Raw genomic sequence first — 24,313 nt, 5'->3', positions numbered from 1 at the left:
GGCCACCTGTCTGGGTTTCCGAACCACCGCATCGAGTGCGGGAGTATTCCGATGCGTACGCATCGACATGGAGAGAAGTCCCCGTCAAGTGATGGCAGAATCCCGCCAGAGAAGCGCCCAGCTCGATACACTTCTGCAGTGCCGAACCCAGCGATCCTCCTCGTGGCGCTCGTCGTCTTCCTCTTCGTCGGGGCCAACGCATCGTTCTGGACCACGGTCTCCGCGGTGCGCGCCCTTCGCGAGCGACGGCTTCGCCTGCACGAGGTGCCGCAGACCCTCACGAGCACAGCCCTCCGACCGAGGGACGTCGCCATCCTCATCGCCGCGCACGACGAGGAACGCGGCATCCAGCGCACCGTGCGCTCGGCGGGTCAGCACGTCCCGCGCTCCAACGTGTTCGTCGCCTCGGACGGCTCCCGCGATTCGACCGCCGCCATTGCGAGAGCCGAAGGCGCGAACGTCGTCGACATCTCACCGAACCGCGGCAAGGCGGGGGCACTCGAGCACGCCATCCGCTGGTTCAGGCTCGCCGATCGGTTCGAGGTGGTGATGCTGCTCGACGCCGACACCGTCCTCGGCCCGGACTACCTCGACTCCGCGCTGCCGCTGTTCGCCGACGAGCGTGTCGTCGCCGTCGCGGGGACGGCGAGGACCGCACTCTTCCCAGGCCCGACCTCGCGTCTCGGCGACCTCCTCATCACCCACCGCGACCGCATGTACGTCGTCATGCAGTACCTGCTCAAGTTCGGTCAGGCCGCGAGCTTCGCCAACGCCGTGATGATCGTGCCCGGCTTCGCGTCGCTGTACCGCACGCGCATCCTCGCCGAGCTCGACATCGCCGCACCCGGCCTCGTGATCGAGGACTTCAACATGACCTTCGAGGTCCACGCGAAGCGGCTCGGCCGGATCGCCTTCGACCCACGCGTGGCCACGGCGTACACGCAGGACCCTGACACGCTTCGAAGCTACATCGCGCAGGTGCGTCGCTGGAATCTCGGCTTCTGGCAGACCCTCCGGCGCCATTCGCGGATGCAGCCGCGCTTCGGCACCCTGGCCGCGGCGTCGGTGGTCGAGATCACGATCAGCTCCCTGTTCATCACCCTGGCTCCCCTCCTGGTGCTGGCGTCGTTCACGGTCGGCCTCCCCGAAGTGGTCGCGTGCCCGTCGCTCGAGGAAGCCGCCGCACGTTTTCCCGCGCTCCTGCTGCTCGCCGCGTTCTTCGCAGCGGACCTGGCGCTGACGCTCGTCGCCCTGTGCATCTCACGGCGACTCGCATTCCTGAGATGGGCGCCCCTTCTGCCCGTTCTCCGCTGGCTGGACGCGCTGCTGTGCCTGCAGGCCGCCCTGCTCAGCCTGCGCCGGAGCGGCGACGGCCGTTGGCGGAGTCCCGTTCGCCGCTAGGTGCGCTCCAGCTGGGGTGGCGCGGCGCTCCGCTCCTCGTCGCGTTCGGCGGAGGCGAGCTCCTGCTCGATGCGCTCCTCACGGCGAGCTCGTCGGCGTTCGAGCGGGCCTTCGACGACGGAGTAGAGGGCTGGCAGGACGAGCAGCGTCAGCACCGTGGAGGAGAGCAGCCCGCCGATCACGACGAGCGCGAGCGGCTGCGAGATGAAGCCGCCGTGCCCCGTGATGCCGAGGGCCATCGGGGTGAGTGCCAGCATCGTCGCGAGCGCGGTCATGACGATGGGACGGACACGTCTGGCGCCTCCGGCGAGCATCGCCTCGTGCACGGCGAGGCCCCGCTCCCTGAACTGGTTGACGAGGTCGATGAGCACGATGGCGTTGGTCACGACGACGCCGATGAGCATGAGCACGCCGATGAGGGAGGCCACACCGAGGGGCACGCCGCTCGCGAGCTGCAACAGGATCGCGCCCGTCGCCGCGAACGGCACGGACACGAGCAGGAGCAGCGGCTGCAGGAGGCTCTTGAAGGTGGCCACCATGACGATGTAGACGATGAGGATTGCAGCCAGCAGCGCGAGCCCGAGCTGCTGGAAGGCGGCCGCCTGGTCGGAGCTGACGCCGCCGAGGGCGGCCGTGGCACCCTCTGGCAGGGTGATCGTGTCGAGCTGCTCGGTGATGAGCGCATTCGCGGAGCTGAGGTTGTCGTCGGTGGGCACGACCGTGACGGAGGCGAGTGGCACCCCGCGCTCGGACGAGATGGAGACGGGCCCGTCGACGATCTCGACGCTCGCGAGCGTCGTGAGCGGGACGGGGCCGAGGGCCGTTGGGATGCTCGTGGCTCGGAGCGCATCGATATTCGCCGGCGGTTCCGACCCGACGAGCACGACCTGGACGCTGGACCCGTCGACGGTGAGCGAGCCGACGGGGGTCGGCTGGAGCTGCTGGGCGACGATCGCCCCGATGGCCGTCTGGCTGAGCCCGTACTGGGCGGCCGTAGCCTGGTCGATGTCCATCTCGACGAACGGTCGGGTCTCGTCGAGGTCGCTCGTGACCTCGCCCAGCTGCTCGACTCCCGCGAGCACGGCGACGACCTGGTCACTGGCCTGGCGGAGGGTCTCGGCATCCGGTGCGGTCAGGTCGACACTGATCGCGCTCGAGAATCCGGCGCTGCCGCCACCGCCGACGGATATCTCGCCTGCCCCCTCGAGGCCGTCGAGCTCCTCGCGGAGCTCGGCCTGGATGGCGTCGGAGTCGGCGTCGGTTGAGGTGGTCACGGAGAAGCTCGCGCGGGAGGCTCCGCCGCCGGTGAAGAGCGATGCCGCTCCCCCTCCGCCGATCGTGAGCTGCACCGTCTCGACGCCTTCCTTGGCCCTGATGAGGTCTTCCACCTGGGAGGCGGCCTCGCCGGAGGCGGCGAGCGTGAGGTTGGGTTCGAGGGTCTGCGTCACCGTGAAACTGTTGCTGCCGGTGTTGCCGAGGAAGTTGGTCTTCATGAGCGGCGCGAGTGCGCCCGTGAGGATGAGGATGAGCAGCGCCGCGCCGAGCGTGATGAAGGGGCGGCGCAGGGTCCAGCCGAGGACCGGCTCGTAGCCGCGCTGCAGCCAGCTGCTCTCTTCACTCGACGAGGCGAGCTCAGAGTCTGGGCCATTCTCCGCGCGGCCGGCGACGGCGGCCTCCTGCTCCGCCTGGCGGCGGAGCGCACGTCGGGGGTGCAGGTCCTCGTCGTCGCTGCGCAGTCCGAGCGGCGCGAACCGACCGGCGTCGCGCTTGGCACGCTCTCGACGCGGGCGCACGCGGACCGGCTCGATGGGAGCCTCATCGCCGCCCGCAGCGGGGAGAGGCTCCTGCGCGGTGACGCTGCCCGAGGTGCGTGTGGCCTCGCTCGCGAGGACCGCCTCGCGGTCTCGGGCGGCCTCGCCTGCGGGGGTGCCGCCTCCGGCCCAGGTCTCCGCCGTGCCGACGCGGGCGCGGCGCTTGCGATGCCGCCCTCCGAGCATCCAGTAGGCGAGCACGGGGACGATCGTGAGCGAGACGAGGAGCGACGCGAGGAGCGCGATGACGCTCGTGAGCGCGAACGGGCGGAAGAGCTCTCCGGAGATGTCGCCGACGAACGCTATGGGCAGGTAGACGGCGACGGTTGCGATCGTGGCGCTCGTGACGGCGGTCGCGACTTCGCGGACCGCCTCCGTGATGACGCGCACCCGCTCGGTGCCGCGCAGGCTCGCGTCCGGGTGCATCGCCATGTGCCGCTTGATGTTCTCGATGACGACGATCGAGTCGTCGACGACTCGCCCGATCGCGATGGTGAGGGCGCCGAGCGTGAGGATGTTGAGCGAGTACTCGGCGGCCTGCAGGCCGATGAAGGTCACGAGCAGCGAGGTCGGTATGGAGATCGCCGTGACGAGCGTGGCGCGGAAGGACAGCAGGAAGACGAAGATGACGATGACCGCGAAGACGAGCCCGAGGAGGCCTTCCACGACGAGGGTGTCGATGGACTGCTGGATGAATGGGGCCTGGTCGAAGACGATCTGCAGGGTCGCTCCCCCGCCGATGGATGCCTGCAGCGCCGGGAGCGCGTCCCTAACCGCCTGCGACACCTCGACGGTGTTGGCGTTCGCGAGCTTTGTGACGGACACCGTGAGGGCGTCCTCGCCGTTGACGCGGGAGATGGAGGTCGCGGGCTCCGGCCCGAGCTCGAGGGCCGCGACGTCGCCGAGGGTCGTCGTGGCGGGGGTGGCCCCGCTGAGGGGCAGAGCGGCGATGGCGTCGACGTTGTCGAGCAGCGTTCCGGCCTGCACGGTGAGGGCGTCGTCACCCTCGGTGATCTGACCGATGGGGATCAGCGTGCCTGCCGCGTCGAGCGTGTCGCGGATGCTCTGGACGCTGGCTCCCGCCCCCGCGAGCGCCGCCTGGTCTGGCGTGATCTCGATGCGGGAGACCGGTGCACCGCTGACGGCCGCCTCTCGGACGCCATCGAGCTCGGTCAGTCCTGGCACGGTCGAGCTCTCGAGGCTGGCCGCGAGCTCCTCCGTGCTCGTGCCGCCCGTCGCCGCGATCTGGATGACCGGGAAGTCGTCGATCGAGCCGCTCAGCACGGTCGTCTCCGTACCTTCCGGCAGCTGGCTCTCGATGCGGTTGAGCGCCTGCTGGATGCGCTGCTCGGCGTAGACGGTGTCGGTGCCGTACTCGAACTCGACCGTCACCGACGAGAGGTTCGCGCTGGAGGTGACCTGCGTCGAGGAGAGCCCCTGAAGCCCCTGAAGGGAGGTCTCGACGAGCCTGGACACGTCCTCGTCGACGATCTCCGGCGATGCGCCCGGGTAGCTCGTCACGACCGACACGATCGGCAGGGAGACCGAGGGAATGAGCTCCTGCTTGAGCGAGGTCATGGACAGTCCGCCGAAGAGGAGCACGGAGAGCGTCACGAGGGCGATCAGCGCGCGGTTCTTCAAGCTCATCTCAGCGAGTTTGTGCACTCCGTCAGTGTCGCACGCACCACCGACACAGCCCGGGACCCTGACTGAGTGCGTCCCGAATCCGCGGTTCGGGTCGCGCTCGCCGATCAGCCGCGCCGACCGATGGCGGGATCAGCCGTTGCCGAGCGCGACCCAGAGGCTGAGCGCAGGGATCGGGAACGCGAAGAGCACCCCGGCGACGAGGTTGAGCAGCCAGTAGCGCCTGAGGATCGCCGCGAACTCCCGCAGGATCGCGCTCGGCCAGTAGTAGCGGGCGACGGGTGCCTGCACTGCCTGCGCATCGATGCCGAGCTCCCTGGCGAGCATCGCGGCGCGCATGGCGTGGTAATTGCTCGTCGCGATGATGCCGGGGCCGGTCACGCCCTCGCGCTCGAGGATCGGCATCGTGAAGCGGAGGTTCTCCTCGGTGTTGACCGATTCCTCCTCGCTCAGGATGCGTGGCTCGGCCGCGTTCCCCGCCATCCGCACGGCCCCTTGGCGTCCGTCGGCGCCGGCGTTGGCGGAGTCGGCGTTGGCGGGGTCGGCGTTGGCGTTGGCGGGGTCGAGCGCCCACTCGCGCATGGCGCGCCCCTCCGCGAGCGCCTCGTCGCCGCCCTGCCCGCCGGACATGACGACGACGGAGGCCCCGACCCGGTGCGCCGCATCCAGGCCCGCCCGGATGCGCGCGGCGAGCAGCGGCGGCACGCGTCGCCCTTCGCTGAGGCCGGAGCCGAGCACGACGACCCAGGTGCCGACGGCACCGCGAACGAGCCGCGAGTAGAGCCACGAGTAGGCGAGGAACAGGGCGAACGCCGCCCCGAGGTAGGCGGCTCCGGCCGCAAGGAGGAGCGCGATGGAGATGAAGACGTCGTCGCCGACGAGGATGGCCGCGAACGGCAGCGCCGCCAGCGCCGTCAGGATGACAGCCAAGACGAGGGACAGCAGGTTCCCCAGCGAGCGCCCCTCGCGTCGGATCATGCGGGCCCCATTCACGTACAGCAGCACGATGAGCGCCAGCAGCAGAGCGGGCGAGAGCACGAAGGGCAGCCACGTCAGCGTGCTGACGAGCATCGACACCTGACCGTCGAAGCTGGAGACGGCGCTGATGAGGACGACGGCCGCGGCGACGATCCACACGCCGTTGCTGAGGCGTCGAGGCTCGTTCCTCGTGCGCCGCACGGCGATGAAGGCCAGTCCCGCGCCGACGACGAGGGTGAGCAGTACCGACACCCATGACAGTTCCTGCGTGATGATGTCCTGCTCCCTCGCGACACACCCGCCGGGGGCCGCCGACGGTGCGCCCAGTATGCCGCACGCCAGAAGCCAGCTGAGAGAGTCGCGAGCGCACGCGAATCCCCAGACTCGCGATATAACGTGACTTGCAGTCGTCGGGCGCGAAGCCCGACGCGCATCAAGAACCCTTTCCCGAGGAGCAGCAGTGGCTATTGAACAGTGGATCGTGGACGGACCCCGCGTCATCGACGTGCAGACCGTCCGCAGCGTTCGCGCGAGACTCGCAGGCGGCGCCATCAGCGTGCTCGCGCACGACGAGCCGAGCACCCGCATCGAGGTGTCCGGCATCACCGGCCGCGATCTGAAGATCGCCATCGACGGAGACCAGCTCCTCATAGACCATCCGCAGCTGTCCTGGACCGACGTGCAGACCTCGGCGAAGACCATCTGGAACCAGCCGAACGTCGTCGTGAGCGTGCTCGTCCCCGCCGGCGTCGACGTCGACGTGCTCGGCGTCAGCGCGGAGGTGCTCGTCGCCGGGATCAGCGGACGCATCGACATCAACACGGTCGGCGGAGAGCAGTTCCTCGACGCGACCCGCGGCGAGCTGCACCTCAACTCCATCGGCGGCGAGATCAGCGTCCGCGGCCACGCTGGGACGGCCGTCGTGAAGACCGCGTCCGGGGACGTCACCGCCACCGGATCTCTCGTGAGCTTCGACGGCAGCACCGTCTCGGGTGCCACGATCGTCGACGTCACCTCTGGCGCCCCCAGCCTCATCGCGAACAGGTCCGTCAGCGGCGCCACCACGGTGCGCCTCCCCGGCGGCACCCACCCCAGCTACCAGGTCTCCACGGTCGGCTCCTCGGTGCAGCTCGACGGCCTCCACCTCGAACCGCTGCGCGGGACCACGTACCGCTCCGAACCCACCGAGGGCGCCGTCACCGACGTGCGCATCAGCACCGTCACCGGTCGAGTCTCCGTGCTCCTCTCCGCCCACATTCCGCGGGCAGGAGATGCGCCAGCGGACTTCGACGAGCGCATCGACGCCCGCATCGCGACCAGCCCCGTTCCCGACGGCGTCCACGCCGGGGACGGCGTCCGCGAGGCCGCGGCCCCTGCATCCGAGAACGCGGGCGACGAGCCCGAGAACGACACCACACAGCCGGGAGGCACCGCGTGACCCCGCCAGTCTTCGCCCACGGACACCTTCGCCTCTACCTGCTGAGCCTGCTCGAAGACCAGCCGCGCCACGGCTACGAGCTCATCCAGGCGCTCTCCGAGCGCTTCGACGGCACGTACTCGCCAAGCGCCGGCACCATCTACCCGCGCCTCGCGAAGCTCGAGGAGGAAGGGCTCGTCACCAAGCACAACGACGGCCGCAAGAGCGTCTACCGCATCACGGAAGCCGGCCGGCGTGAGCTCGATTCGCGCCGAGAGGAACTCGCCTCCATCGAGCAGGACGTCGACTCGTCGGTCCGCCGTCTCGCCGCCGACGTCCGCCACGGGCTCGCGAGTGCCCGCGAGGAGCTGCGTGCCGAGTTCGCGCGGCTCGCCCAGGAGCTCGGGCCGGATGCACGTGCCGGGTTCGAGAAGGCCGCGAGCGCGGGAGCAGCGGGAGCCGCATCCGCTCGTGGCTTCTTCTCCGGCGCAGGCAAGGGATGGGATGCGCCGCGCGAGAACCCGATCACGACGCCAGGCGACACACCGCCCGGCTTCGTGCCACCGGGATTCACGCGCGGCTCGAGCGCGGCGGGCGAACCGCGCCCGCAGGACCCGCCCCGGCCCCCAGCGGGACCAGACGCACCTGGAGCCCCCGAGGCGCCGCAGACTCCGCAGACGCCGACGGCTCCGACGGCAGCGGGCGACGGCCACCGAACGCATGGGCGCTACGACACGTGGTCCTCCGCGAGCAGCTCGCACGTCTGGAGCAGCGGCACGGCAGACGACGGGGGCTCAAGATCCGAGCCAGGAGGCGACAGCCGACCGCCGCGAGACGCCCTGCGCGCGCAGCTCGAGGCTCTGTCTCAGGCCGACCTGGTGCTCAACCGGTTCCGACACGAGCTGCGGCAGGAGCTGCGCGCCGCGCAGAGCGAGCAGCGGCTCTCCCCCGGCATCGTGACGTTCCTCGACCAGGAGCTGGAGCGAGTGCGAGAGCGCATCTCGCATGCCCTCGGCTCGCGTGACGACAGGAGCGGCGACGGCGGGGGCACTTCCGACGCCTGAGCCGCGGACCAGGCGCACGCCAGACGCCAGGCGCGAAGGGCGCTCTCCACCACGGGGAGCGCCCCTCGCGATGGGCGCGCCGCAGGATCGCCGCCGCCGCGGGCTGCTGGCGCCCAGCCCAGCCCGGGAGTACGGTTGCCGCGTGCGTTCGCCTGCCCGCCTCCTCCTCGCCGTGTTCCTCGGCGGCACCCTCGGGACGCTCGCGCGCGTCTGGCTGACGTCCCTGACGACGACGTCGATGCTCGATGGCGACCAGACGCTGTACGTGCCACTCTCCGCGAACCTGCACGTTCTCGACTCCGACATCGTCGCGGCGCTCATCGCCAACGTGGCCGGGTCCCTCGCGCTCGGCATCGTCGCGGGAGCGCACTGGCCGGAGCGGCTGGCCACGTTGCGCGCGGCCCTCGGCCCCGGCTTCTGCGGCGGCTTCACCACGTTCTCCCTCATCGCTCTGGCGCTCGCCCTCGTCTTCTCGAACTCCGGCTGGGCGGTCGTCGCGTTCGCGGCCGGCACCGTCGGCGGCATCCTCGCCATCGTCGCGGGGCGAGCCATCGGCCGTCGCCTCTCCCCTCCGCCAGGTGCGGGCCGAGGCCCGGTCGCGCCGAGCCACGACACGTTCGGCCCCGACGGCGGAGCGCCAGCTGGCGGGGTGCGCTGATGGACATCCTCATGCTCCTGGCGGTCGGGCTCGCAGGAGGCCTCGGCGCCTGTATCCGGTACGTCGCCGTCGAAGGGTGGCCGCGGATGCGCCAGCCGGCATCGGCGATCTCCACCGCCCACCCATCGAGCCCGCAGGGCGCAGCCGCACCGCGCCGCATCGCCCCGGAGTGGCGGCTCATGATCGTGAACGTCGTCGCATCGCTCATCGCCGGCCTCGCGGCAGGGCTGCTCCCACTTCCCACCGTCGCGTCGATGCTCGTCATCTCCGGCTTCTGCGGGGGCATGAGCTCGTGGAGCTCCGTCATGCTCGACGCGACGAACGCGTTGGGCGCCCGCAAGATCGGCAAGGCCGCGATCATCGTGATCATCCAGATGCTCTGGGGAGTGCTCGCGGCGCTGATCGGCGTGACCGTCGGCCAGCTGCTCGGCGAGAGCCTCGGGCTTGGGATGCTCGGCTGGTAGACCCCGGCCGCGGCGCCAGCGGTCATCCTCCCGGATGATGCCAGCCCGCGAATACCCTCCCAGAGTCGGGGGCGGATGAGCCCGCAGGCGGTCGAGGCGCGCACCCCCAGACGGGCACCTTGGAGGCATGACTTCCCACCCAGGCTTCCAGACACCGGCCGCGGCACAACCGCACGCGGCAGCAGCACCCGCACAACGCTTCGCCCCGCACCCGAACGATGCGGCGGGCCGCGCATCCGCAGCCCTGCCAGCTGCCGGCGGGGTGCTCGCGGCACATTCACTCAGCAAGGCTTACGGACCGACGACCGCCCTCGCGGGCGTCAGCATCGCGGTGCAGGCAGGCGAGGCGCTCGCCATCATGGGCGCCTCCGGGTCGGGCAAGACCACGCTCCTCCACTGCCTGGCCGGCATCGTCACGCCGGACGCGGGCCGCATCGACCTGCACGGCGCTGCCGGCACCCGCGAGATCACCGGAATGTCCGACGCGGAGCGCACCGAGCTGCGCCGCACCGAATTCGGCTTCGTGTTCCAGGAGGGGATGCTCCTGCCGGAGCTCACCGCACTCGAGAACGTCGCCATCGCGGCGATGCTCTGCGGCGTCGACCGCACGCGCGCCGAGCAGGCCGCTGCGCAGTGGCTCGCGGCTATGGGGCTCGCCGGTATGGAGGCCCGTCGCATCGGAGAGCTCTCCGGTGGGCAGGCGCAGCGCGTCGCCATCGCCCGCGCCCAGGTCACCGGCGCCCGCGTCGTCTTCGCGGACGAGCCGACGGGCGCCCTCGACTCAGCGACGAGCGCCGACGTCATGACGGCGCTGCTGGCCGCGACCGCTCGGGCCGGCCGCAGCCTCGTCGTCGTCACCCACGACCCCGAGGTCGCGGCGCGCTGCGACCGCACGGTTCGGATGCGCGACGGGTACCTCCTCGAGGACACGGCGGCCCGCGCATGAACGGCAGCCACGAGGCCGGGCCCCTCGGCCTCGCAGCGGATACCCGACCGACCGCGAAGGTCAGGGCCGCCGCCCCGTCGTCCGCAGTCGGCACCGTGAGCGTCCCGAGCCCCGCGCCCCGCGGCTCCAGCCGCATCCCGCTCCTCACGATCCTGCGGATGCTCACCCGGCCCGACACCGTCGGCCGCGCCGCCGTCGCCCTGCCGGCCGTGGCCTTCGCCGTCGTGACGGCCCTCACGCTCGTCGTGGTCGGCGGCACCATGATGCTCTTCAACCCACCGCCCGGCATGCCATCCCACGGCTTCTTCGCCGTCTTCGCGCTGACCCTGCTCGCGGTCCCGCTGCTGACCCTCGGCGTCGCGGCGGCACGCCTCTCCGCCCGCCGCCGCGACGATCGCCTCGCGACGCTCAGGCTGCTCGGCGCATCCACCAGGGTCGTGACGCTGCTCGCCGTCGCCGAGGCGACGCTCGTCGCCATCGCGGGCATCCTCGCCGGCATGGTGCTCTACGCAGCCCTCCTCCCCCTCGTGGGGCTCCTGCACTTCTACGGCGCCCCCATCGGGGCGGCGTCCGTCTGGGTGGGGTTCCCTGTGCTCCTCGCGACCGCGGCCGGCATCACCCTGCTGGCGGCCCTCAGCTCATTCGCCGGGCTGGCAGCCGTGCGCGTCACGCCCCTCGGCGTGCGCAAGCGCGGCACGCAGCCGCGGGTCAAGTGGTTCGCGCTCGCCTCCGGCGTCGTCATCCTGCTCATCAGCCTCGGCCTCGTCGGCATGATGCAGGGACTCGCGTCGGCCTTCGGCATGATCGGAATCGTCATCGCCGTGCTCGTCCCCCTTGCGGCAGGGATGCTCGCCCTCAACCTCATCGGCAGCCCCCTGGTCGGCCTCATCGGCCGGCAGATGGCGAAGCGCGCAAAGTCACCCGCACGCCTCATCGGCGGGCGCCGGCTCGCCGAGACGCCCGGCGTCGCGTGGCGCAGCGTCTCGGGCATCGCGATGATCGCGTTCGTCGCCGTCATCGGCGGCAGCGGCCTCGCCCTCCTCGACATGGTCGGCACGTCGGGGATGCAGGCAGAGGATCTCATCCTCATGACCGACCTGCGCACCGGCGTCTTCCTGACGCTCTTCATCGCGTTCCTCATGCTGGCGTGCACGGTCGGCGTCTCGCAGGCGGCCGCGATCCTCGACGAGCGCAAGCTGCTCATCTCCCTCGATAGGGCCGGCATGCCGCGCAAGGTCTTCGAGCAGGCGCAGCGCGTGCAGGTCTGGGCGCCGCTGCTGCTCGCCGCACTCGGAGGGGCCGGAGCCGCGGCAGCCATCATCCTGCCGATCGTCGGCGCCTCGCTGATCATCGCGCCCCTCGCGATGCTCACGATGGCCCTCTGCTTCGCGCTCGGATTCGGTGCCGTCTGGCTGGCGCTCCTCGGCACGCGCCCCGTCGTCACCTCGGTGCTCGCCTCCGCGCACCGCGGCTAGCGCTCCCGCGGTGCGCCTCGCCCTCTGGTCCCTCTGCCCCCGGAACCCTTGACTCGCTGACCCCTGATTCGCTGATCCCCGGTGGAAGAGTCAGCCAGATGCACGCGCCCGATCGACGGAAGCTGCATCTGGCTGACTTTTCAGCGCGGGAAGGGGTAGGGAGGAGGGGGCTACTTCACCGTGGCCGGGGTCTCGCCGAGGCGATCGAAGACGCCCTCCGCGAGATGCTCGGCATCGAGGCGGGCCGCCACCGGGTTCCGACGGTTCGTTCCGTAGCCGAGCAGCGCGACGCGATTGTCTCGGCGACTCCACCCGTCGCGCAGACGAGCCATGCCGCCCTGCTCGCGCAGCTGCAGGGGCGCGAGATGGCGCATCGTGGGACGACTCCCCGTCGCCCAGATGATCGCATCCGCCTCGAAGCGCTCACCGCTCGCCAACGTCACCCCATCCGGTTGAACGCTCGCGAGAGGACCCTGCGAGACGAGCAGCCCCCGCCGAACCGCAGCGAGAGTCCCCCTCGAGAGTGGGATGCCGCGCACGCTCACCTCGCTCGGCAGACGCTCCCCTCGCTCGACGAATCGGACGAACTCGGCCTCGTGGCGTGCATCCATCTCCCGCTGCCGGGAATCGGTCCGCGACGGCAGCGTGAGGCGCGGCAGCTCGTGGAAGTCGGGCTCACGACGCGTCGACCACGCCGTCTTCGCCGCGATCGGCTCCAGCTCGCGCAGGATCGTCACCGCCGAGCGCCCACCGCCGACGACAAGCACCCGCTTGCCCGAGAATCCCGCCAACGACTCGATGTGCGCGGACGGCAGCTGCTGGCCGGCGAAGTCGAGGGCACCCGGATACCAGGGCACGAACGGCGACGACCAGTCGCCAGTCGCGTTGATGACGTACCTCGTCGTGATCGTGCGCGGCGGGCGGTCCCCCACCTGGATGTGCAGCGTCAGCAACGGCGAGCGCCGCATCGCCTCGACGCGCAGCACCCGCACCGGGCGGGCCACGAACAGGTCGTACGCATCCTCGTAGCGCCGCATGAGCGGGGGCATGATGTCGCGGACGATGGCCTCAGGATCCTGATCGCTGAGACGGATGCCCAGCTCAGAGAGCCCAGGCGGGCCGGAGAGCAGGGGCGTGTGCCCCACCGTCTGGAAGTCCCATCCGCGTCCCCAGGATCCGCCGGGCTGCGGCTCGGCATCGAAGACCACGAAATCCCGCAGCGGCCGGAGGCCCATCTCGGCGAGCGTCGCAGCGACCGTCACACCTGGCACACCCGCGCCGATGACGACGAGGTCGATGTCGGTCTTCACGGTGAGCACGTCCGGCTTCCTGTCGAGGCGCTGCGGGCGCAGCTCTGCGGGTACATCGGACTGTCGACGAGCTCGGGTCCGGTAGGCCACAGTCTAGAGACGCAGAGTGACGCGGCCGGGTCGGCGCACCGAAGATTCGCTCGGCCGCCGTGGTAATGTGAGCGTCAGATTTTCGTTAACGACTTGCGACCGGGTGGCCATTCCTGCCCGGCCCGAATTATAAGGGGGTTACGCATGGGGCGTGGCCGTCAAAAGGCGAAGCACACCAAGGTCGCCCGTGAGCTCAAGTACTCCGTACATGAGACGAACTATGACGCGCTGGCACGTGAACTCTCCGGTGGCTCCTCGAGCTACCCGGTGAGTCCGCCAGCCACTGAAGAACCCAACGACGACATCCTCTCGAAGTGGTCCGAGTACCTCGACGATGATGACGCCGACGAAGACGACGACGCGAGCGGCTACGAGCAGAAGCGCGCGTAAGCGTGCGAGCACGACTCCCCGGAGTCCTGCCGCCGCTGCTCTCGTCTGACTCCGAGCCGACCTCATCACCTGGTGATCGAACTCCAGCCCCCGAGCTTCCCTGCCGCCATAGCAGTGGCAGTGATCCTCGTCGTCGGCAACCTCATGAGCATGCTCACGGTCCGCTGGGGAGCTGACGGGCGTCTCGATCGCTGGGGGTACGCGGGTCTGCGCACCGCAGCGACTCGCGCATCCGACGAAGCCTGGCGGGCCGGCCACGAGGCGGCACTGCGTCCGGCGAATACGGGTGCAGGCGCCGGCATCGTCTTCGCGATCGTCTCGGTGCTCTCCGCCAACTCCGTCGCGCCGTACCTCGTCGCGCTTTCCCTCGCCGTGCTCTCGACGCTCACGGGAGTCATCCTGAGCCTCGTCATCGCCCACCGCGCAGCCAAGGCAGTCGCCGGCAAGTAGACGCCGAGCGGCGTCCGGTGGATGGCGCTCAGACCCCGTCGCGCAGGTTCCTCGCGAAGCTCGCAGCGCGCATCCGCAGGTTCTCCTTGCGCTGCTCGCGGGCCGCCTCACGGTCGTAGCCGATGTACGCCGACGTGGGAAGGCGTCGCACGTTCGTCGAGCACTCGAACTCGGCGCAGACGAGCGTGCCGACGGTATCCCCGCGACGGCCTGCGTCACCGGTGCGCTTCGCGCTGTAGAAGACGACGTCGTTGGGCAGCGTCACGTCCTCGCACCACGAGCACATGGCGCGCCGAGTCGGCAGCTTCCGCGCACGCTCGAACATGATCGCCACGAGGTCCCCGTCCACCGGGATCACCGCGTAGGCGCGACGCCCCAGCTTCGGGTCCGTCCAGCCGAGGTAGTCGCGCCGCTCCCAGTCCACGTCGTGGAACCCAGGCAGCAACGTCAGGTCGCTGACCTCCTTGCGCGAGGCGTTGACAAACGCATCCCGGATCTGGGCCTCGGTGAGCTGCTGCATCTGACGAGCGTACCCAGCCTCCCGGTCAGAGGCCGTCAGCAAACTCCGCGAGGGCCCTCGCGAGCGGGTCAGGCGCGCCGATGGCGACGTAGTGGCCTCCGGGGACCACGACCGCCTCGACCCCCGCACGGTCGCGGGCGAGCTGCTTCGCGAACTCGAGCGGGAAGAACAGGTCGTCCTCAGGCGCGATGAACCCCGTGGGGACCTCGCGCCCGACGCCCGGCCACGGCGCATCCATCCACGAGCCGGACTCCTCGCGCACGTGCGCCTTCGCGTCGACCACAAGATCGTCCGGCACGAGGTTGTAGTACACGAGCTCGTCCTCGGCATCGACGCCGAGCGCGCTGTGGCCCGTCGCCGTCCACCACTCCTGCATCGTCTCGCCCGGCTTCGGGATCATGCCCGCGACGTAGACGAGCCCGTCGGCGTCGAGACGCTCAGCCACGAGAGCGGCGGAGAAGCCGCCGAGCGAGTGGCCGACGATCACCAGCTGCTCCCCCTGCCCGTCGCCGTCGGAACTGTCGCCCCTCGCCTCGTGGAGCTGCGCCGAGACCGAGTCCGCGTAGTCGACGAGCGACAGACCCGGCTCCTCGATCGGCAGGTCGACGGCGACCGCGCGATGGCCCGCCTCCTCCAGCTTCGGGACCACGAGGTGCCAGTCCCAGCTCGACGATCCTCCACCGTGGATGAGCACAAACGTAGCCATGGGCGTTCCCCTCGTTCCCGACCGCCGGCCACCTGACCGACACACCCTCCCACCTTGGGGGCCGTGCCTGGGCTTTCGCTCTACTCGGGCCTGCGCCGGCGCGAAGCGCCCGGCGCGAGGCGGCCGTCGCGACCGGCGCGAGTTTCGGGATGGCATACACGCACGCAGATGGGTTGCAACTCATCCCGAAGCGCGAAACCCATCCCGAAACCGTGCGGCGCGCGGGGGCGGGCGGCGCGGGCGGCGTCACCAAGCGGCCAGTGGAGTTTCGGGATGACATACACGCACGCGGATGGGTTGCAAGTCATCCCGAAGCGTGAAATCCATCCCGAAACCGGCGAGGGCGGGCGCGGGGGCGCGAGGGCGGGCGCGAGGGCGCGAGGGCGGGGCCGGCGCGGTCAGCTCACGGCGAGGGGGCGCTCGCTGCGGTCGGCGGCGACGAGCGCCGTCGCGAGCACGTGGATGCCGACCGCGATGTCGTCGGCCTCGGTGAACTCCTCGGGCACGTGGCTGCGCCCGCCGACCGACGGCACGAAGATCATGCCCATAGGTCCGAGGTGCGCGAGGTGCGCCGCGTCGTGGCCCGCGCCGGACGGCACGGCCTCCCACGTATAGCCGAGCGCGTCCGCGGCGTCGCCGAGGAGGCGCTGCACGTCGGGGTCGGCCGCGACCGGGTCCTGGTCGTTGAGCCACTCGATGGCAGTCTCGACACCGCGGAGCGCGGCAGCCGCAGCGATATCCTCGGCGACGCGACGCTTCGCGCCGTGCAGCCACGACGCGTCCACGCTGCGCATCTCCGCCCAGATGCGCGCCTCGTCTGGAACGATGTTGAAGGAGCCAGGCGACGACTCGATACGGCCCGTCGTCGACACGCCGTGGATGGGGGCCCCGCACGCCTCCCGCTCGATCGTGAGGATCGCCTCGGCGGCCGCGATGAGCGCGTCGTGCCTGCCCTGCATGGGCATGGTGCCCGCGTGGTCTGCTCGGCCCGAGAACGCGGCCATGAGGCGTTCGATGCCCGCGATCGCCGTCACGACGCCGATCTGCTTGCCGCTGCGCTCGAGCTGCGGCCCCTGCTCGATGTGCAGCTCGAGGTAGGCGTGCAGGGAGCCGGGCGCCCAGGCCTGGCCGAGGGCGCCGCTCGTGTCGAGGCCGAACCCCGTCATGGCGTCGCCGAGCCGAAGCGCCGTGTCGCCGTTCGTGCGCTCGAGGTGCTCGGGGAGGAGCAGCCCCGCGATGGAGCGCGAGCCGATGCAGGAGACGCCGAACGAGTTCGCCTCCTCGCCGAGGAAGTCGACGACGTACAGGTCACGTGCGAGCGTGATGCCCTCCTCGCGCAGCCGCCGCGCGACCTCGATGCCGCCGAGCACGCCCACGATGCCGTCGTAGCGTCCGCCCGCGTGCACGGTGTCGGTGTGCGAACCGGTCATGAGGGGCTTCAGCGACGAGTTCGCGCCGCGCAGCACCCCGACGACGTTGCCCGCCGGGTCGATGTGCGCGTCGAGACCGGATGCGCGCATCCGGTCTCGCACCCATTCGCGCCCCGCACGGTACGCGTCCGAGAACACCCGGCGGGAGAACCCTGGCTCTGCGCTCTCGATGAGGCCGGCGAGCTCGGTCAGGTCGGCGAGCACCCGCTGCTGGTCTGGCCGCAGACGCGACGGGTCGACGGCGCCGAGCAGCGCATCCGCGGTGTCAGCCGACATAGCCGGCCGTTCCGCCGACGAGGCCGGAGTCGCGGTACTTCAGGAAGTCGATGCCCATGATCTGCTCGATCTCGGCGAGCCCGGACTCGTCGATCGCCGACGACGACACCGGCAGCGCGGAGGCCGGCACTGACACGAGCACAACCTCCTGCCCCTCGGCGGCATCCTTCACCGCCACCGCCTCTCCGAGCTTCGGGTCGAGGAGGATGATCGTGTCCGGGTAGGTTGCGATGCGCTCCCCGCCCGACTCGATGGCCATGTACTCGTTGAGGTACGGCACCGTGAAGTCGCCGATGCGGAAGGTGCCGTGGTCCCAGCCTCCGTGCGTGTCGGTCGGCACCTCGAGGCCGAGCGGCCCGCGCGAGACGACCGTGCCGCCGAGGCGTTCGACGACTGCCTGCACGAACGCCTCCTGCTTGCCGGCGCCGCGCTTCCGGAGCGCCGCCGCCATGTCCCTGCCGAGGTCGAGGGCGAGCGAGATGGAACCGTGCGCGGCGTGCTCGCGCACGTAGCTCAGCTCGACCGGGTTGCGGGCGGCGGCGATGAAGCCGCCCGTGCGCACCGAGATGTCGCGCAGCACGTCGTCGCACGTGTTGATCGTGCCCCGGTTCACGGAGAGGAAGTGGCCGTGGAGGGCGCGGTTGCCGCCCGACACGACCTGCGTCGCCACGTAGCCTTCTCGCTCGGCGAGGCCGAGCGAGCCGAGCTTGCCCGTCGGGTGCGCGCGCACGTCTCCTGCCGCATCCAGCACCTTGACGCCAAGCACGGACGACTGGATCCAGCCGTTCAGGGTCGTCGAGTAGCCGTTCTGCGCGGTCATGACGGCCGAGATGGGCACCTCAGTCGCCCTGATGAGCTCCTGCAGGGCGTGCACGTAGTCGACGGGGCGGATCTCCCAGTTCTTCGCGGCTGGGGCGCCGATCGCGGTGACCGTCGCCACCCAGCTGTCCTCCGGGAGCTCGTCGATGCCCGCGAGCACCGGCCTGTTGAGCTCGGTCGCCATGCGGCCCATGAGCTCGCCGTGGTGCTTCCACCCGCCGCCGCCGCACGCGAGCACACCGCCTCCGAGCACTCCGTGGACGGCGTCTTCCTGGGTCAGTTCACGCACGGGCGTTCCCTTCGGGGTCGGTGGGGGTGGATGCCGCCGGCGCTGCGGCCTCTTCTGCGGCCGGCACGGCGGACGCGGGGGCACCGCGCGCGGCGAGCCCGAGGGCGGCGATGGGGGCGTCGCCCGTCTCGCCGTTCCGCTCGATGGCGGACGCGGCCTCCTCGTAGCCGGCGGCGGCGTGGCGGATGACGCCGAGCCCCGTGTCGAGGTCGAGAGCCAGGCGGAGTCGTTCGAGGGTCTCCGGCTTGCCGTCGGCGACGATGGAGACGCCGGCGGACTGCATCCACCCGGTGTAGCCGCCGCCACCCGAGTGGATCGCGACGAGGTCGGCCCCGGCGGTGGAGAGCAGCATGGCGTCGAGGAGCGGCCAGTCGGTGACGCCGTCGGAGCCGTCTCGCATGCCCTCGGTGCCGATGCGCGGATGGGTCATGCCGGCGGAGTCGAGGTGGTCACGGCTGAAGAGCACGGGAGCCGTGAGTCGGCCGTCGGCGACGAGCTCGTTCGCGGCCTGTGCGAGGCGCGAGCGTTCGCCGTGCCCGAGCCAGCAGGATCGCGCGGGGAGGCCCTGCTGCGGCACGTGGACGCCCGCGAGCGCGAGCCACTCGGCGACCTCGGGCCGGTCCGGGAAGAGCGAGGATGCGAGCGCGTCCATCGTCAGCTGGTCTTCGACGTCGCCAGACAGGCACACCCAGCGGAAGGGGCCGATGCCGCGCGCGAAGAGCGGCCGGAGGTAGGCCTCCATGAAGCCGGGGATGCGGTTGACTCGCTCGGTCTCGCTCTCGCCGAGGTGCTCGAGCGCCTTCACGCGCAGGTTGTTGCCGTTCTCGAAGGCGATGGATCCGCGTTCCTGCAGCGTGAGCATGGCTTCGACCTGCTTGGCCATGGAGGCGCGTGCGAGGCCCTCGACGCGTTCCGGCTCGGACTCACGGGCGGCGATCCACTCGTCGAGCGTGTACTCGAGGGGCACGTAGCCGTAGCGGGCGTCGTGCGCGGCGGTCTGGTCGGTGACGATGTCCGGGGTGACGCCGCGCGCGGCGAGCTCCGCGAAGACGGCCGCCGCGTTGGCGCGGAGCGCGACGGCGGCGGGGATGCCCTCGGCGCGTGCCGCCTCGAGCAGCGCCAGCGCGTCGTCGAGCGAGGGTGCGAGGACGTCGACCCCGCCCACCGCGAGCGCCCGGTCGATCTTCACCTGGTCGATCTCCACGGTCAGGGACGACAGGCCGAGGATGCGCGCCGAGATGGGCTGGGCTGAGCCCATGCCGCCGAGCCCGGCCGTGAGCATCCACCGGCCCTCTGCCCGCGCGTCGTAGTGCTGGACCAGCACCTCGCGGAGGAGCTCGTACGTGCCCTGCAGCACGCCCTGCCTGCCGATGTACTGCCAGGCGGCGGCCGTCAGTCCGCCCCAGATGGTCTGCCCGGCTCGGTACCGCTCGTAGAAGCGGTCGCTGGTCGCCCAATTGCCGACGGTGTTGTTGACGGCGGAGAGCACCATGGGCGAGTCGCGCTTCGTCGACATGATGCCGACCGCGGCGCCCGTCTGCAGGATCAGCGTCTCGGCCTCGTCGAGTTCGAGCAGCGAGTTCACGATGCGGCAGGCCTCGTCCCAGTTGCGGGCGGCCTTGCCGAGCGACGCGTAGACGATGAGCTCCGCCGCGTTCTCGCCCACCTCGAGCACGTTCTCGAACATGCGAAGCAGGCCCTCGGCCCGCCAGTTCCTCGCGCGCAGCTTCGTGCCGCGCTGCGCGGTGATCGGCTGCGTCCCACGCGCGAGGATGGGGCTCGAGAGCGGCCCGGACACGGGCGGCGCGGACTCCTCGAAGGCGGGGGACGGGGCTGCGGGGTTCGCGGCGATTTCAGGCACTCTGGTCGCTCCAGACTTCGAGGTCGACGTTCGACGGCAGTTTCGCGGCGAGCTCTGCAGCTCCCTGCTTGAGGAGCGCGACGCGCTCATCCAGTACCCCAGTCTGCCGCTCGTCACCGACAAGAGACAGGGAGCACAGCACCCGGCCGCCCGCGAAGACGGGCACGCCGATGCCGACCATGCCAGGGGTGATCTGCCCGTAGGAGACGGCGTGCCCCTCGGCGCGCACCTGCCGCAGGTACGGCTCGATCATCTCCGGGCTCATCGTCGCGGTCGTGTACGCGCGGAGGCCGCCGGAGAGCAGCTCGCGCACGACCTTCTTCGGTGCGTACGCGAGCAGGGGCAGGGCCGTCGCCCCCGCGTACAGGCTGCGCACCTTCCCGCGGCCGAAGGGGATGCGGTGCTGCGGATGCGCATACGACACCTCCAGGCACACGGCCGTGATGTGCACGCGCACGGCGAGGATCGCCGTCATGCCGGTGAGCTCCCTGAGGCGACGCAGCACGGGTGCCGCGTAGCGCACGAGGTGCGGGGAGGCGTCGTCGTTCTCCGCGAGGCGGCTCGACGGCATGAGGTAGCCGTCGATCTCGATCGCGAAGCCCGCGTCTCGAAGCACGGTCACGTAGCGGTACACGGTCGACAGCGGCATCCCGAGTTCGCTGCTGATCTCCGAGATCTTGAGCCGCCCTCGGCCCTGGATGAGCTGCAGGATCTCGAGGCCCCGGTGCAGCGACTTGTACGCGGCTCCCCCGGTCCCCCCAGCCCCGCCGGAGGCGGCCGCTCCCCCCGATATGGGCCGTCCGTTCGGGTCCGCCTTCGGTCGTAGATCGCTCATGGTCAGACCAGCACCTCTCCCCGGCCCGCGCGCGCCAGGAGCCCAGCGGTGTCGGAGTAGACCAGCTCGCCGCGCGAGAAGGTGTGCGTCACACTGCCGCCGGGCGACATGCCCTCGTATGGCGTCCAGCCGGCGTTCGAGAGCATCCGGTCGAGTTCGATGGATGCGTCCCCCGGCGTGAACACGACGATGTCGGCGTCCTTGCCGACCTCGAGCGACCCCTTGCGAGCGTCGAGACCGTAGCGGCGCGCTGGGCTGATCGTGAGCGCATCCACCGCCTGCGCCAGCAGCGTGCCGGACGGATCACGACGCAGCGCGCCGCCCAGCGTCGCGGCGACGAGCGTCTGCACGCCCGGCGCGCCCGAGCTGTTGTCGAGCATGACGTCGTGGTCCTTCAGCTCCCTCGACCACGGGGCGTGGTCCGAGCTGACCACGCTCACCAGCCCCTTGCCGAGGCGATCCCACAGCCCGTCGCGCGCCTCCGCGTCCCGCAACGGCGGGTTGATCTTCAGGCGTCCCCGCTGCGTCTCGAGGTCGTCCTGGGTAAAGGTCAGGTAGTGCGGGCAGGTCTCGAGCGTGACGTCGGCGCCCTGCGTCCGGTACCAGTCGACCAGGTCGACGCTGCGGGGAAGCGACAGGTGGCAGACGTGCAGCCTGGCCCCAGTGTCGGCGGCGACCTCGAGTGCCGTCAGCACACCCAGCGTCTCCGAGACGGGCGGGCGAGAGCGTGAGTGCGACTGCGGGTCGGTGCTGCCCGCCGCTCGCTCCTCGCGGAGGAGCGCCTGGATGATCTCGTTGTTCTCGGCGTGTGTGCACAGCGTGCGTCCCGCGTCCCGAACCGCGGCCATGACGCTCAGCAGCTCGCGGTCGTCGATGCGAGGAAAGCGCGTCTCGTGCGTGTGGAACAGCGACACCTTGAAGCCGGCAGCCCCAGCCTCGGTGAGTTCGCCGGCCGCGCGCCAGCCGCCGCCGGGCGCGAGCGTGCCGAGGAGCGCCACGTCGATATGCGCCTCATCGTTCGCGAGGTCCTGCTTCGCGCGGAGCCTGTCGAGACTGTTGATGGGGCCGGTGCCGTCATAGGGCATCTCGACGATCGTCGTCACGCCGCCGGCCGCGGCGGCCCTCGTCGCCGCTGCGATGCCCTCGCCGCCGTGCGAGAGGGAATGCACGTGCGCATCCACCACTCCGGGCAGCACGTAGGCGTCGCCGACGTCGACGATGCGGGCACCAGCGGGTGCCGGGGTGCGGGAGCGGCCCGTGTGCACCGCGACGATGCGCGGCCCCGCTGCCCACACCTCGCCTGGCCCCCAGACGCCGCGCGGGTCTCGGATCTTCCCACGCACGATGAGGGTCGCGACGAGGTCGCCCTGCGCCTGCGCTGCTGGATCCATGCACACAGAATAAGAACGTCTCGGCGGTTCCGGCTACTGCGTTCTCAGGTCACGGGATGAGTTGCGGGTGCCGGAGCGGGCTGGTCAGCACGGGTCAGGGCCGGCGTTGAGACGAAGGGGCCCTGTGGGTCGGGCGCACTCCAGCTACGCAGACCTCGGCCTTGCGCAGGCGTGCGCACCGCCGCGCCTGCACATGCCCGAAGTCTGCGCGGGATACGGCCCCGACGCTCGCAGACCTGGGGTATCTGCAGGTCGCCACCTCCGTGAATCCGCCAAGGACCGACGTCTTGCCGTGTGGCACGCAGGACGCGGCACGCACGACGCGGCAGCTCAGCGGATGCGGTGGTGGTCGAAGACGATGCTCGTTCGAGTGGAGGCGACGGCAGGGTGCGTCGACAGGTTCGCCACCACGAACTCCCTCGCGTCGTTCGAATCGCGGACGGCGACGTGCACGATGAAGTCCTCCGAGCCGCCGAGGAAGAAGATCTGCACGACCTCGGGCAGCGCACGCATCTCCTCCGCGAAGTGCGCGAGCTCCTGGCGCTGCCCCGAGCGGATGTTGACGCTGATGAGTGCCTGCAGCGCGAGGCCCAGCTGCGGCAGGCCCACATCCGCCGTGAACCTCGTGATGATGCCGCGATCGACGAGCGAGCGCACGCGCGCGATGCACGTCGACTGGGCGATGCCGACCGCGGCCGCGAGCTGCGTGTTCGACTGCCGCGAGTTGGCCTGCAGCAGCTCGACGAGACGGCGGTCGACATCGTCGAGCACTCCGGCGTCGACGGCCCGTAGTTCCTTCGGCATTTCACCCACGCGCGTGCCTCCTCATCGAAGTTCTGCCCCGATTCTCCCTCACATGCCGATGTTTCTTCGGCATTCAACGTATTCGAAACACGTTCTGCGCATGATTGCCGGAGAGAAGCACCGAACGAGCACGAACACAAAGGGGTAATCATGCGCATCGGGGTCCCGACGGAGATCAAGAACAACGAGAACCGCGTGGCTATCACGCCCGCCGGGGTCCACGAGCTGGAGCGCCACGGCCACCAGGTCTTCATCGAGGCAGGGGCCGGCCTCGGCTCGGCAATCCCCGACACCTCCTACGAGGCGGCGGGTGCGCGCATCCTCGCGACCGCAGACGAGGTCTGGTCGACGGCCGAGCTGCTGCTCAAGGTGAAGGAGCCCATCGCCGCCGAGTACCGCCACATGCGCCCCGAGCTGGTGCTCTTCACCTACCTGCACCTCGCGGCCGACCGCGCGCAGACGGAAGCGCTCGCGAACGCCGGCACGACCGCCATCGCGTACGAGACGGTGCAGCTCCCGAACCGCTCCCTGCCGCTGCTCACGCCCATGAGCGAGGTCGCCGGCCGCCTCGCCACCCAGGTCGGCGCCTACCACCTCATGAAGGCTGCGGGCGGACGCGGCCTGCTGCTCGGCGGCGTGCCCGGCACCCCGAAGGCGAAGGTCGTCGTCATCGGCGGCGGTGTCGCCGGGGAGCACGCCGCCGCGAACGCCGTCGGCATGGGCGCGGACGTCACCATCATCGACCTGAACATCCCGCGCCTCCGTGAGCTCGAGGTGCAGTTCCAGGGCAAGATCCAGACGCGGGCTTCGTCGGCGTACGAGATCGCGGCGCAGCTCGCCGAGGCCGACCTGGTCGTCGGCTCCGTCCTCATCCCGGGCGCCGCCGCCCCGAAGCTCGTCACCGACGAGATGGTGGCGGGCATGAAGAAGGGTTCGGTGCTCGTCGACATCGCGATCGACCAGGGCGGATGCTTCGAGGGCTCCCACCCCACGACGCATGACGACCCGACGTTCGCCGTGCACAACTCGATCTACTACTGCGTCGCCAACATGCCGGGTGCCGTGCCGGAGACCTCGACGCGCGCCCTCACGAACGTGACGCTCCCGTACGTGACCGCCATCGCCGACAAGGGCTGGAAGCGGGCCATGCAGGAGGACCATGCCCTCGCGCTCGGCCTCAACGTGCACGGCGGGCACGTCACCAACCGAGGTGTCGCCACGGCGCTCGGCCTCGCCTACCGCCCGGTCGACGAGGTCCTCGCCGCCGAGTAGCTCGGTCCCTGG

The 24,313-nt window shown here is 70.7% G+C and carries 21 protein-coding genes; 10 read left to right on the top strand and 11 right to left on the bottom strand.

Going from position 1 to position 24,313, the window contains the following annotated elements; genetic code table 11:
- Positions 1-138: 138 nt before the first annotated feature.
- Positions 139-1,401 carry a glycosyltransferase family 2 protein gene (locus C5E07_RS01335; protein ID WP_181057702.1) on the top strand — a complete coding sequence of 421 codons (1,263 nt, stop codon included), beginning with the start codon at positions 139-141 and terminating at the stop codon, positions 1,399-1,401.
- Here C5E07_RS01335 and C5E07_RS19685 read toward each other — a convergent pair.
- Positions 1,398-4,859 carry an efflux RND transporter permease subunit gene (locus C5E07_RS19685; protein ID WP_258063736.1) on the bottom strand — a complete coding sequence of 1,154 codons (3,462 nt, stop codon included), beginning with the start codon at positions 4,857-4,859 and terminating at the stop codon, positions 1,398-1,400. The two genes, C5E07_RS01335 and C5E07_RS19685, sit on opposite strands and share 4 nt — an antisense overlap.
- Positions 4,860-4,988: 129 nt before the next feature.
- Positions 4,989-6,086, bottom strand: coding sequence for a YdcF family protein (locus tag C5E07_RS19330; protein WP_181057701.1), 1,098 nt, complete (start codon positions 6,084-6,086; stop codon positions 4,989-4,991).
- Between the two features lie 208 nt (positions 6,087-6,294).
- On the opposite strand from C5E07_RS19330, the gene C5E07_RS19325 reads away from it, so the two are divergent.
- From C5E07_RS19325 to C5E07_RS01295, 6 genes are all read left to right on the top strand, one after another.
- Positions 6,295-7,272, top strand: coding sequence for a hypothetical protein (locus C5E07_RS19325; protein ID WP_181057699.1), 978 nt, complete (start codon positions 6,295-6,297; stop codon positions 7,270-7,272).
- Positions 7,269-8,315 carry a PadR family transcriptional regulator gene (locus C5E07_RS19955; protein WP_104298127.1) on the top strand — a complete coding sequence of 349 codons (1,047 nt, stop codon included), beginning with the start codon at positions 7,269-7,271 and terminating at the stop codon, positions 8,313-8,315. Before C5E07_RS19325 ends, C5E07_RS19955 begins: the two co-directional genes overlap by 4 nt.
- A 142-nt stretch (positions 8,316-8,457) precedes the next feature.
- Complete coding sequence (locus tag C5E07_RS01310; RefSeq protein WP_181057697.1) at positions 8,458-8,973, top strand: CrcB family protein; 516 nt, start codon at positions 8,458-8,460, stop codon at positions 8,971-8,973.
- Positions 8,973-9,437, top strand: coding sequence for a CrcB family protein (locus C5E07_RS01305; RefSeq protein ID WP_104298125.1), 465 nt, complete (start codon positions 8,973-8,975; stop codon positions 9,435-9,437). The genes C5E07_RS01310 and C5E07_RS01305 overlap by 1 nt, the downstream gene beginning before the upstream one ends.
- 127 nt (positions 9,438-9,564) lie before the next feature.
- Positions 9,565-10,383: an ABC transporter ATP-binding protein gene (locus C5E07_RS01300; RefSeq protein WP_104240178.1), complete on the top strand. Its 819-nt coding sequence runs from the start codon at positions 9,565-9,567 to the stop codon at positions 10,381-10,383.
- Positions 10,380-11,858 carry a permease gene (locus C5E07_RS01295; RefSeq protein ID WP_104298124.1) on the top strand — a complete coding sequence of 493 codons (1,479 nt, stop codon included), beginning with the start codon at positions 10,380-10,382 and terminating at the stop codon, positions 11,856-11,858. The genes C5E07_RS01300 and C5E07_RS01295 overlap by 4 nt, the downstream gene beginning before the upstream one ends.
- Before the next feature lie 170 nt (positions 11,859-12,028).
- Here the strand turns inward: C5E07_RS01295 and C5E07_RS01290 are convergent, their stop codons facing one another.
- Complete coding sequence (locus C5E07_RS01290) at positions 12,029-13,177, bottom strand: NAD(P)/FAD-dependent oxidoreductase (RefSeq protein ID WP_181057695.1); 1,149 nt, start codon at positions 13,175-13,177, stop codon at positions 12,029-12,031.
- A gap of 225 nt (positions 13,178-13,402) precedes the next feature.
- On the opposite strand from C5E07_RS01290, the gene C5E07_RS01285 reads away from it, so the two are divergent.
- Both C5E07_RS01285 and C5E07_RS01280 read left to right on the top strand, forming a co-directional pair.
- Positions 13,403-13,648: a DUF3073 domain-containing protein gene (locus tag C5E07_RS01285; protein WP_104298123.1), complete on the top strand. Its 246-nt coding sequence runs from the start codon at positions 13,403-13,405 to the stop codon at positions 13,646-13,648.
- Positions 13,649-13,720: 72 nt separating this feature from the next.
- The gene (locus C5E07_RS01280; RefSeq protein WP_181057693.1) at positions 13,721-14,098 is read left to right on the top strand and encodes an SdpI family protein; all 378 of its coding nucleotides are present in this window, start codon (positions 13,721-13,723) and stop codon (positions 14,096-14,098) included.
- Between the two features lie 28 nt (positions 14,099-14,126).
- Here the strand turns inward: C5E07_RS01280 and C5E07_RS01275 are convergent, their stop codons facing one another.
- The 8 genes from C5E07_RS01275 to C5E07_RS01240 all read right to left on the bottom strand — a co-directional run bounded on the left by C5E07_RS01275 (position 14,127) and on the right by C5E07_RS01240 (position 23,029).
- Positions 14,127-14,618, bottom strand: coding sequence for an FBP domain-containing protein (locus C5E07_RS01275; RefSeq protein ID WP_104240174.1), 492 nt, complete (start codon positions 14,616-14,618; stop codon positions 14,127-14,129).
- 25 nt (positions 14,619-14,643) lie between these two features.
- Positions 14,644-15,324, bottom strand: a complete 681-nt coding sequence (locus C5E07_RS01270; RefSeq protein ID WP_104298122.1) for an alpha/beta fold hydrolase — start codon at positions 15,322-15,324, stop codon at positions 14,644-14,646.
- A 398-nt stretch (positions 15,325-15,722) separates the two neighbouring features.
- Positions 15,723-17,030: a M20 family metallo-hydrolase gene (locus C5E07_RS01265; RefSeq protein ID WP_104298121.1), complete on the bottom strand. Its 1,308-nt coding sequence runs from the start codon at positions 17,028-17,030 to the stop codon at positions 15,723-15,725.
- Positions 17,020-18,138: a DUF917 family protein gene (locus tag C5E07_RS01260; RefSeq protein WP_104298120.1), complete on the bottom strand. Its 1,119-nt coding sequence runs from the start codon at positions 18,136-18,138 to the stop codon at positions 17,020-17,022. The genes C5E07_RS01265 and C5E07_RS01260 overlap by 11 nt, the downstream gene beginning before the upstream one ends.
- Positions 18,131-19,999 carry a urocanate hydratase gene (locus C5E07_RS01255; RefSeq protein WP_219820045.1) on the bottom strand — a complete coding sequence of 623 codons (1,869 nt, stop codon included), beginning with the start codon at positions 19,997-19,999 and terminating at the stop codon, positions 18,131-18,133. The genes C5E07_RS01260 and C5E07_RS01255 overlap by 8 nt, the downstream gene beginning before the upstream one ends.
- Positions 19,992-20,834: an IclR family transcriptional regulator gene (locus C5E07_RS01250; RefSeq protein ID WP_104240169.1), complete on the bottom strand. Its 843-nt coding sequence runs from the start codon at positions 20,832-20,834 to the stop codon at positions 19,992-19,994. The genes C5E07_RS01255 and C5E07_RS01250 overlap by 8 nt, the downstream gene beginning before the upstream one ends.
- Positions 20,835-20,836: 2 nt before the next feature.
- Positions 20,837-22,225, bottom strand: coding sequence for a dihydroorotase family protein (locus C5E07_RS01245; RefSeq protein ID WP_104298118.1), 1,389 nt, complete (start codon positions 22,223-22,225; stop codon positions 20,837-20,839).
- Positions 22,226-22,555: 330 nt separating this feature from the next.
- Complete coding sequence (locus tag C5E07_RS01240; protein ID WP_104298117.1) at positions 22,556-23,029, bottom strand: Lrp/AsnC family transcriptional regulator; 474 nt, start codon at positions 23,027-23,029, stop codon at positions 22,556-22,558.
- Between the two features lie 150 nt (positions 23,030-23,179).
- On the opposite strand from C5E07_RS01240, the gene ald reads away from it, so the two are divergent.
- Positions 23,180-24,301: an alanine dehydrogenase gene (gene ald / locus C5E07_RS01235; RefSeq protein WP_104298116.1), complete on the top strand. Its 1,122-nt coding sequence runs from the start codon at positions 23,180-23,182 to the stop codon at positions 24,299-24,301.
- Positions 24,302-24,313 lie beyond the last annotated feature (12 nt).

It is taken from the genome of Pseudoclavibacter sp. RFBJ3 (genome assembly GCF_002931375.1).
In the GTDB taxonomy this organism is placed as follows: Bacteria; Actinomycetota; Actinomycetes; order Actinomycetales; family Microbacteriaceae; genus Pseudoclavibacter.
The sequence above is the reverse complement of the archived record's forward strand: the minus strand, read 5'-3'. Positions and strand labels throughout refer to the sequence as shown.

Bases quoted from the DNA above. Each gene is read 5' to 3' on its own strand.
- C5E07_RS19685 (WP_258063736.1), bottom strand. From the start codon at position 4,859: ATGAGCTTGAAGAACCGCGCGCTGATCGCCCTCGTGACGCTCTCCGTG.
- C5E07_RS01305 (WP_104298125.1), top strand. From the start codon at position 8,973: ATGGACATCCTCATGCTCCTGGCGGTCGGGCTCGCAGGAGGCCTCGGC.
- C5E07_RS01300 (WP_104240178.1), top strand. From the start codon at position 9,565: ATGACTTCCCACCCAGGCTTCCAGACACCGGCCGCGGCACAACCGCAC.
- C5E07_RS01295 (WP_104298124.1), top strand. From the start codon at position 10,380: ATGAACGGCAGCCACGAGGCCGGGCCCCTCGGCCTCGCAGCGGATACC.
- C5E07_RS01285 (WP_104298123.1), top strand. From the start codon at position 13,403: ATGGGGCGTGGCCGTCAAAAGGCGAAGCACACCAAGGTCGCCCGTGAG.
- C5E07_RS01275 (WP_104240174.1), bottom strand. From the start codon at position 14,618: ATGCAGCAGCTCACCGAGGCCCAGATCCGGGATGCGTTTGTCAACGCC.
- C5E07_RS01270 (WP_104298122.1), bottom strand. From the start codon at position 15,324: ATGGCTACGTTTGTGCTCATCCACGGTGGAGGATCGTCGAGCTGGGAC.
- C5E07_RS01265 (WP_104298121.1), bottom strand. From the start codon at position 17,030: ATGTCGGCTGACACCGCGGATGCGCTGCTCGGCGCCGTCGACCCGTCG.
- C5E07_RS01250 (WP_104240169.1), bottom strand. From the start codon at position 20,834: ATGAGCGATCTACGACCGAAGGCGGACCCGAACGGACGGCCCATATCG.
- C5E07_RS01245 (WP_104298118.1), bottom strand. From the start codon at position 22,225: ATGGATCCAGCAGCGCAGGCGCAGGGCGACCTCGTCGCGACCCTCATC.
- C5E07_RS01240 (WP_104298117.1), bottom strand. From the start codon at position 23,029: ATGCCGAAGGAACTACGGGCCGTCGACGCCGGAGTGCTCGACGATGTC.
- ald (WP_104298116.1), top strand. From the start codon at position 23,180: ATGCGCATCGGGGTCCCGACGGAGATCAAGAACAACGAGAACCGCGTG.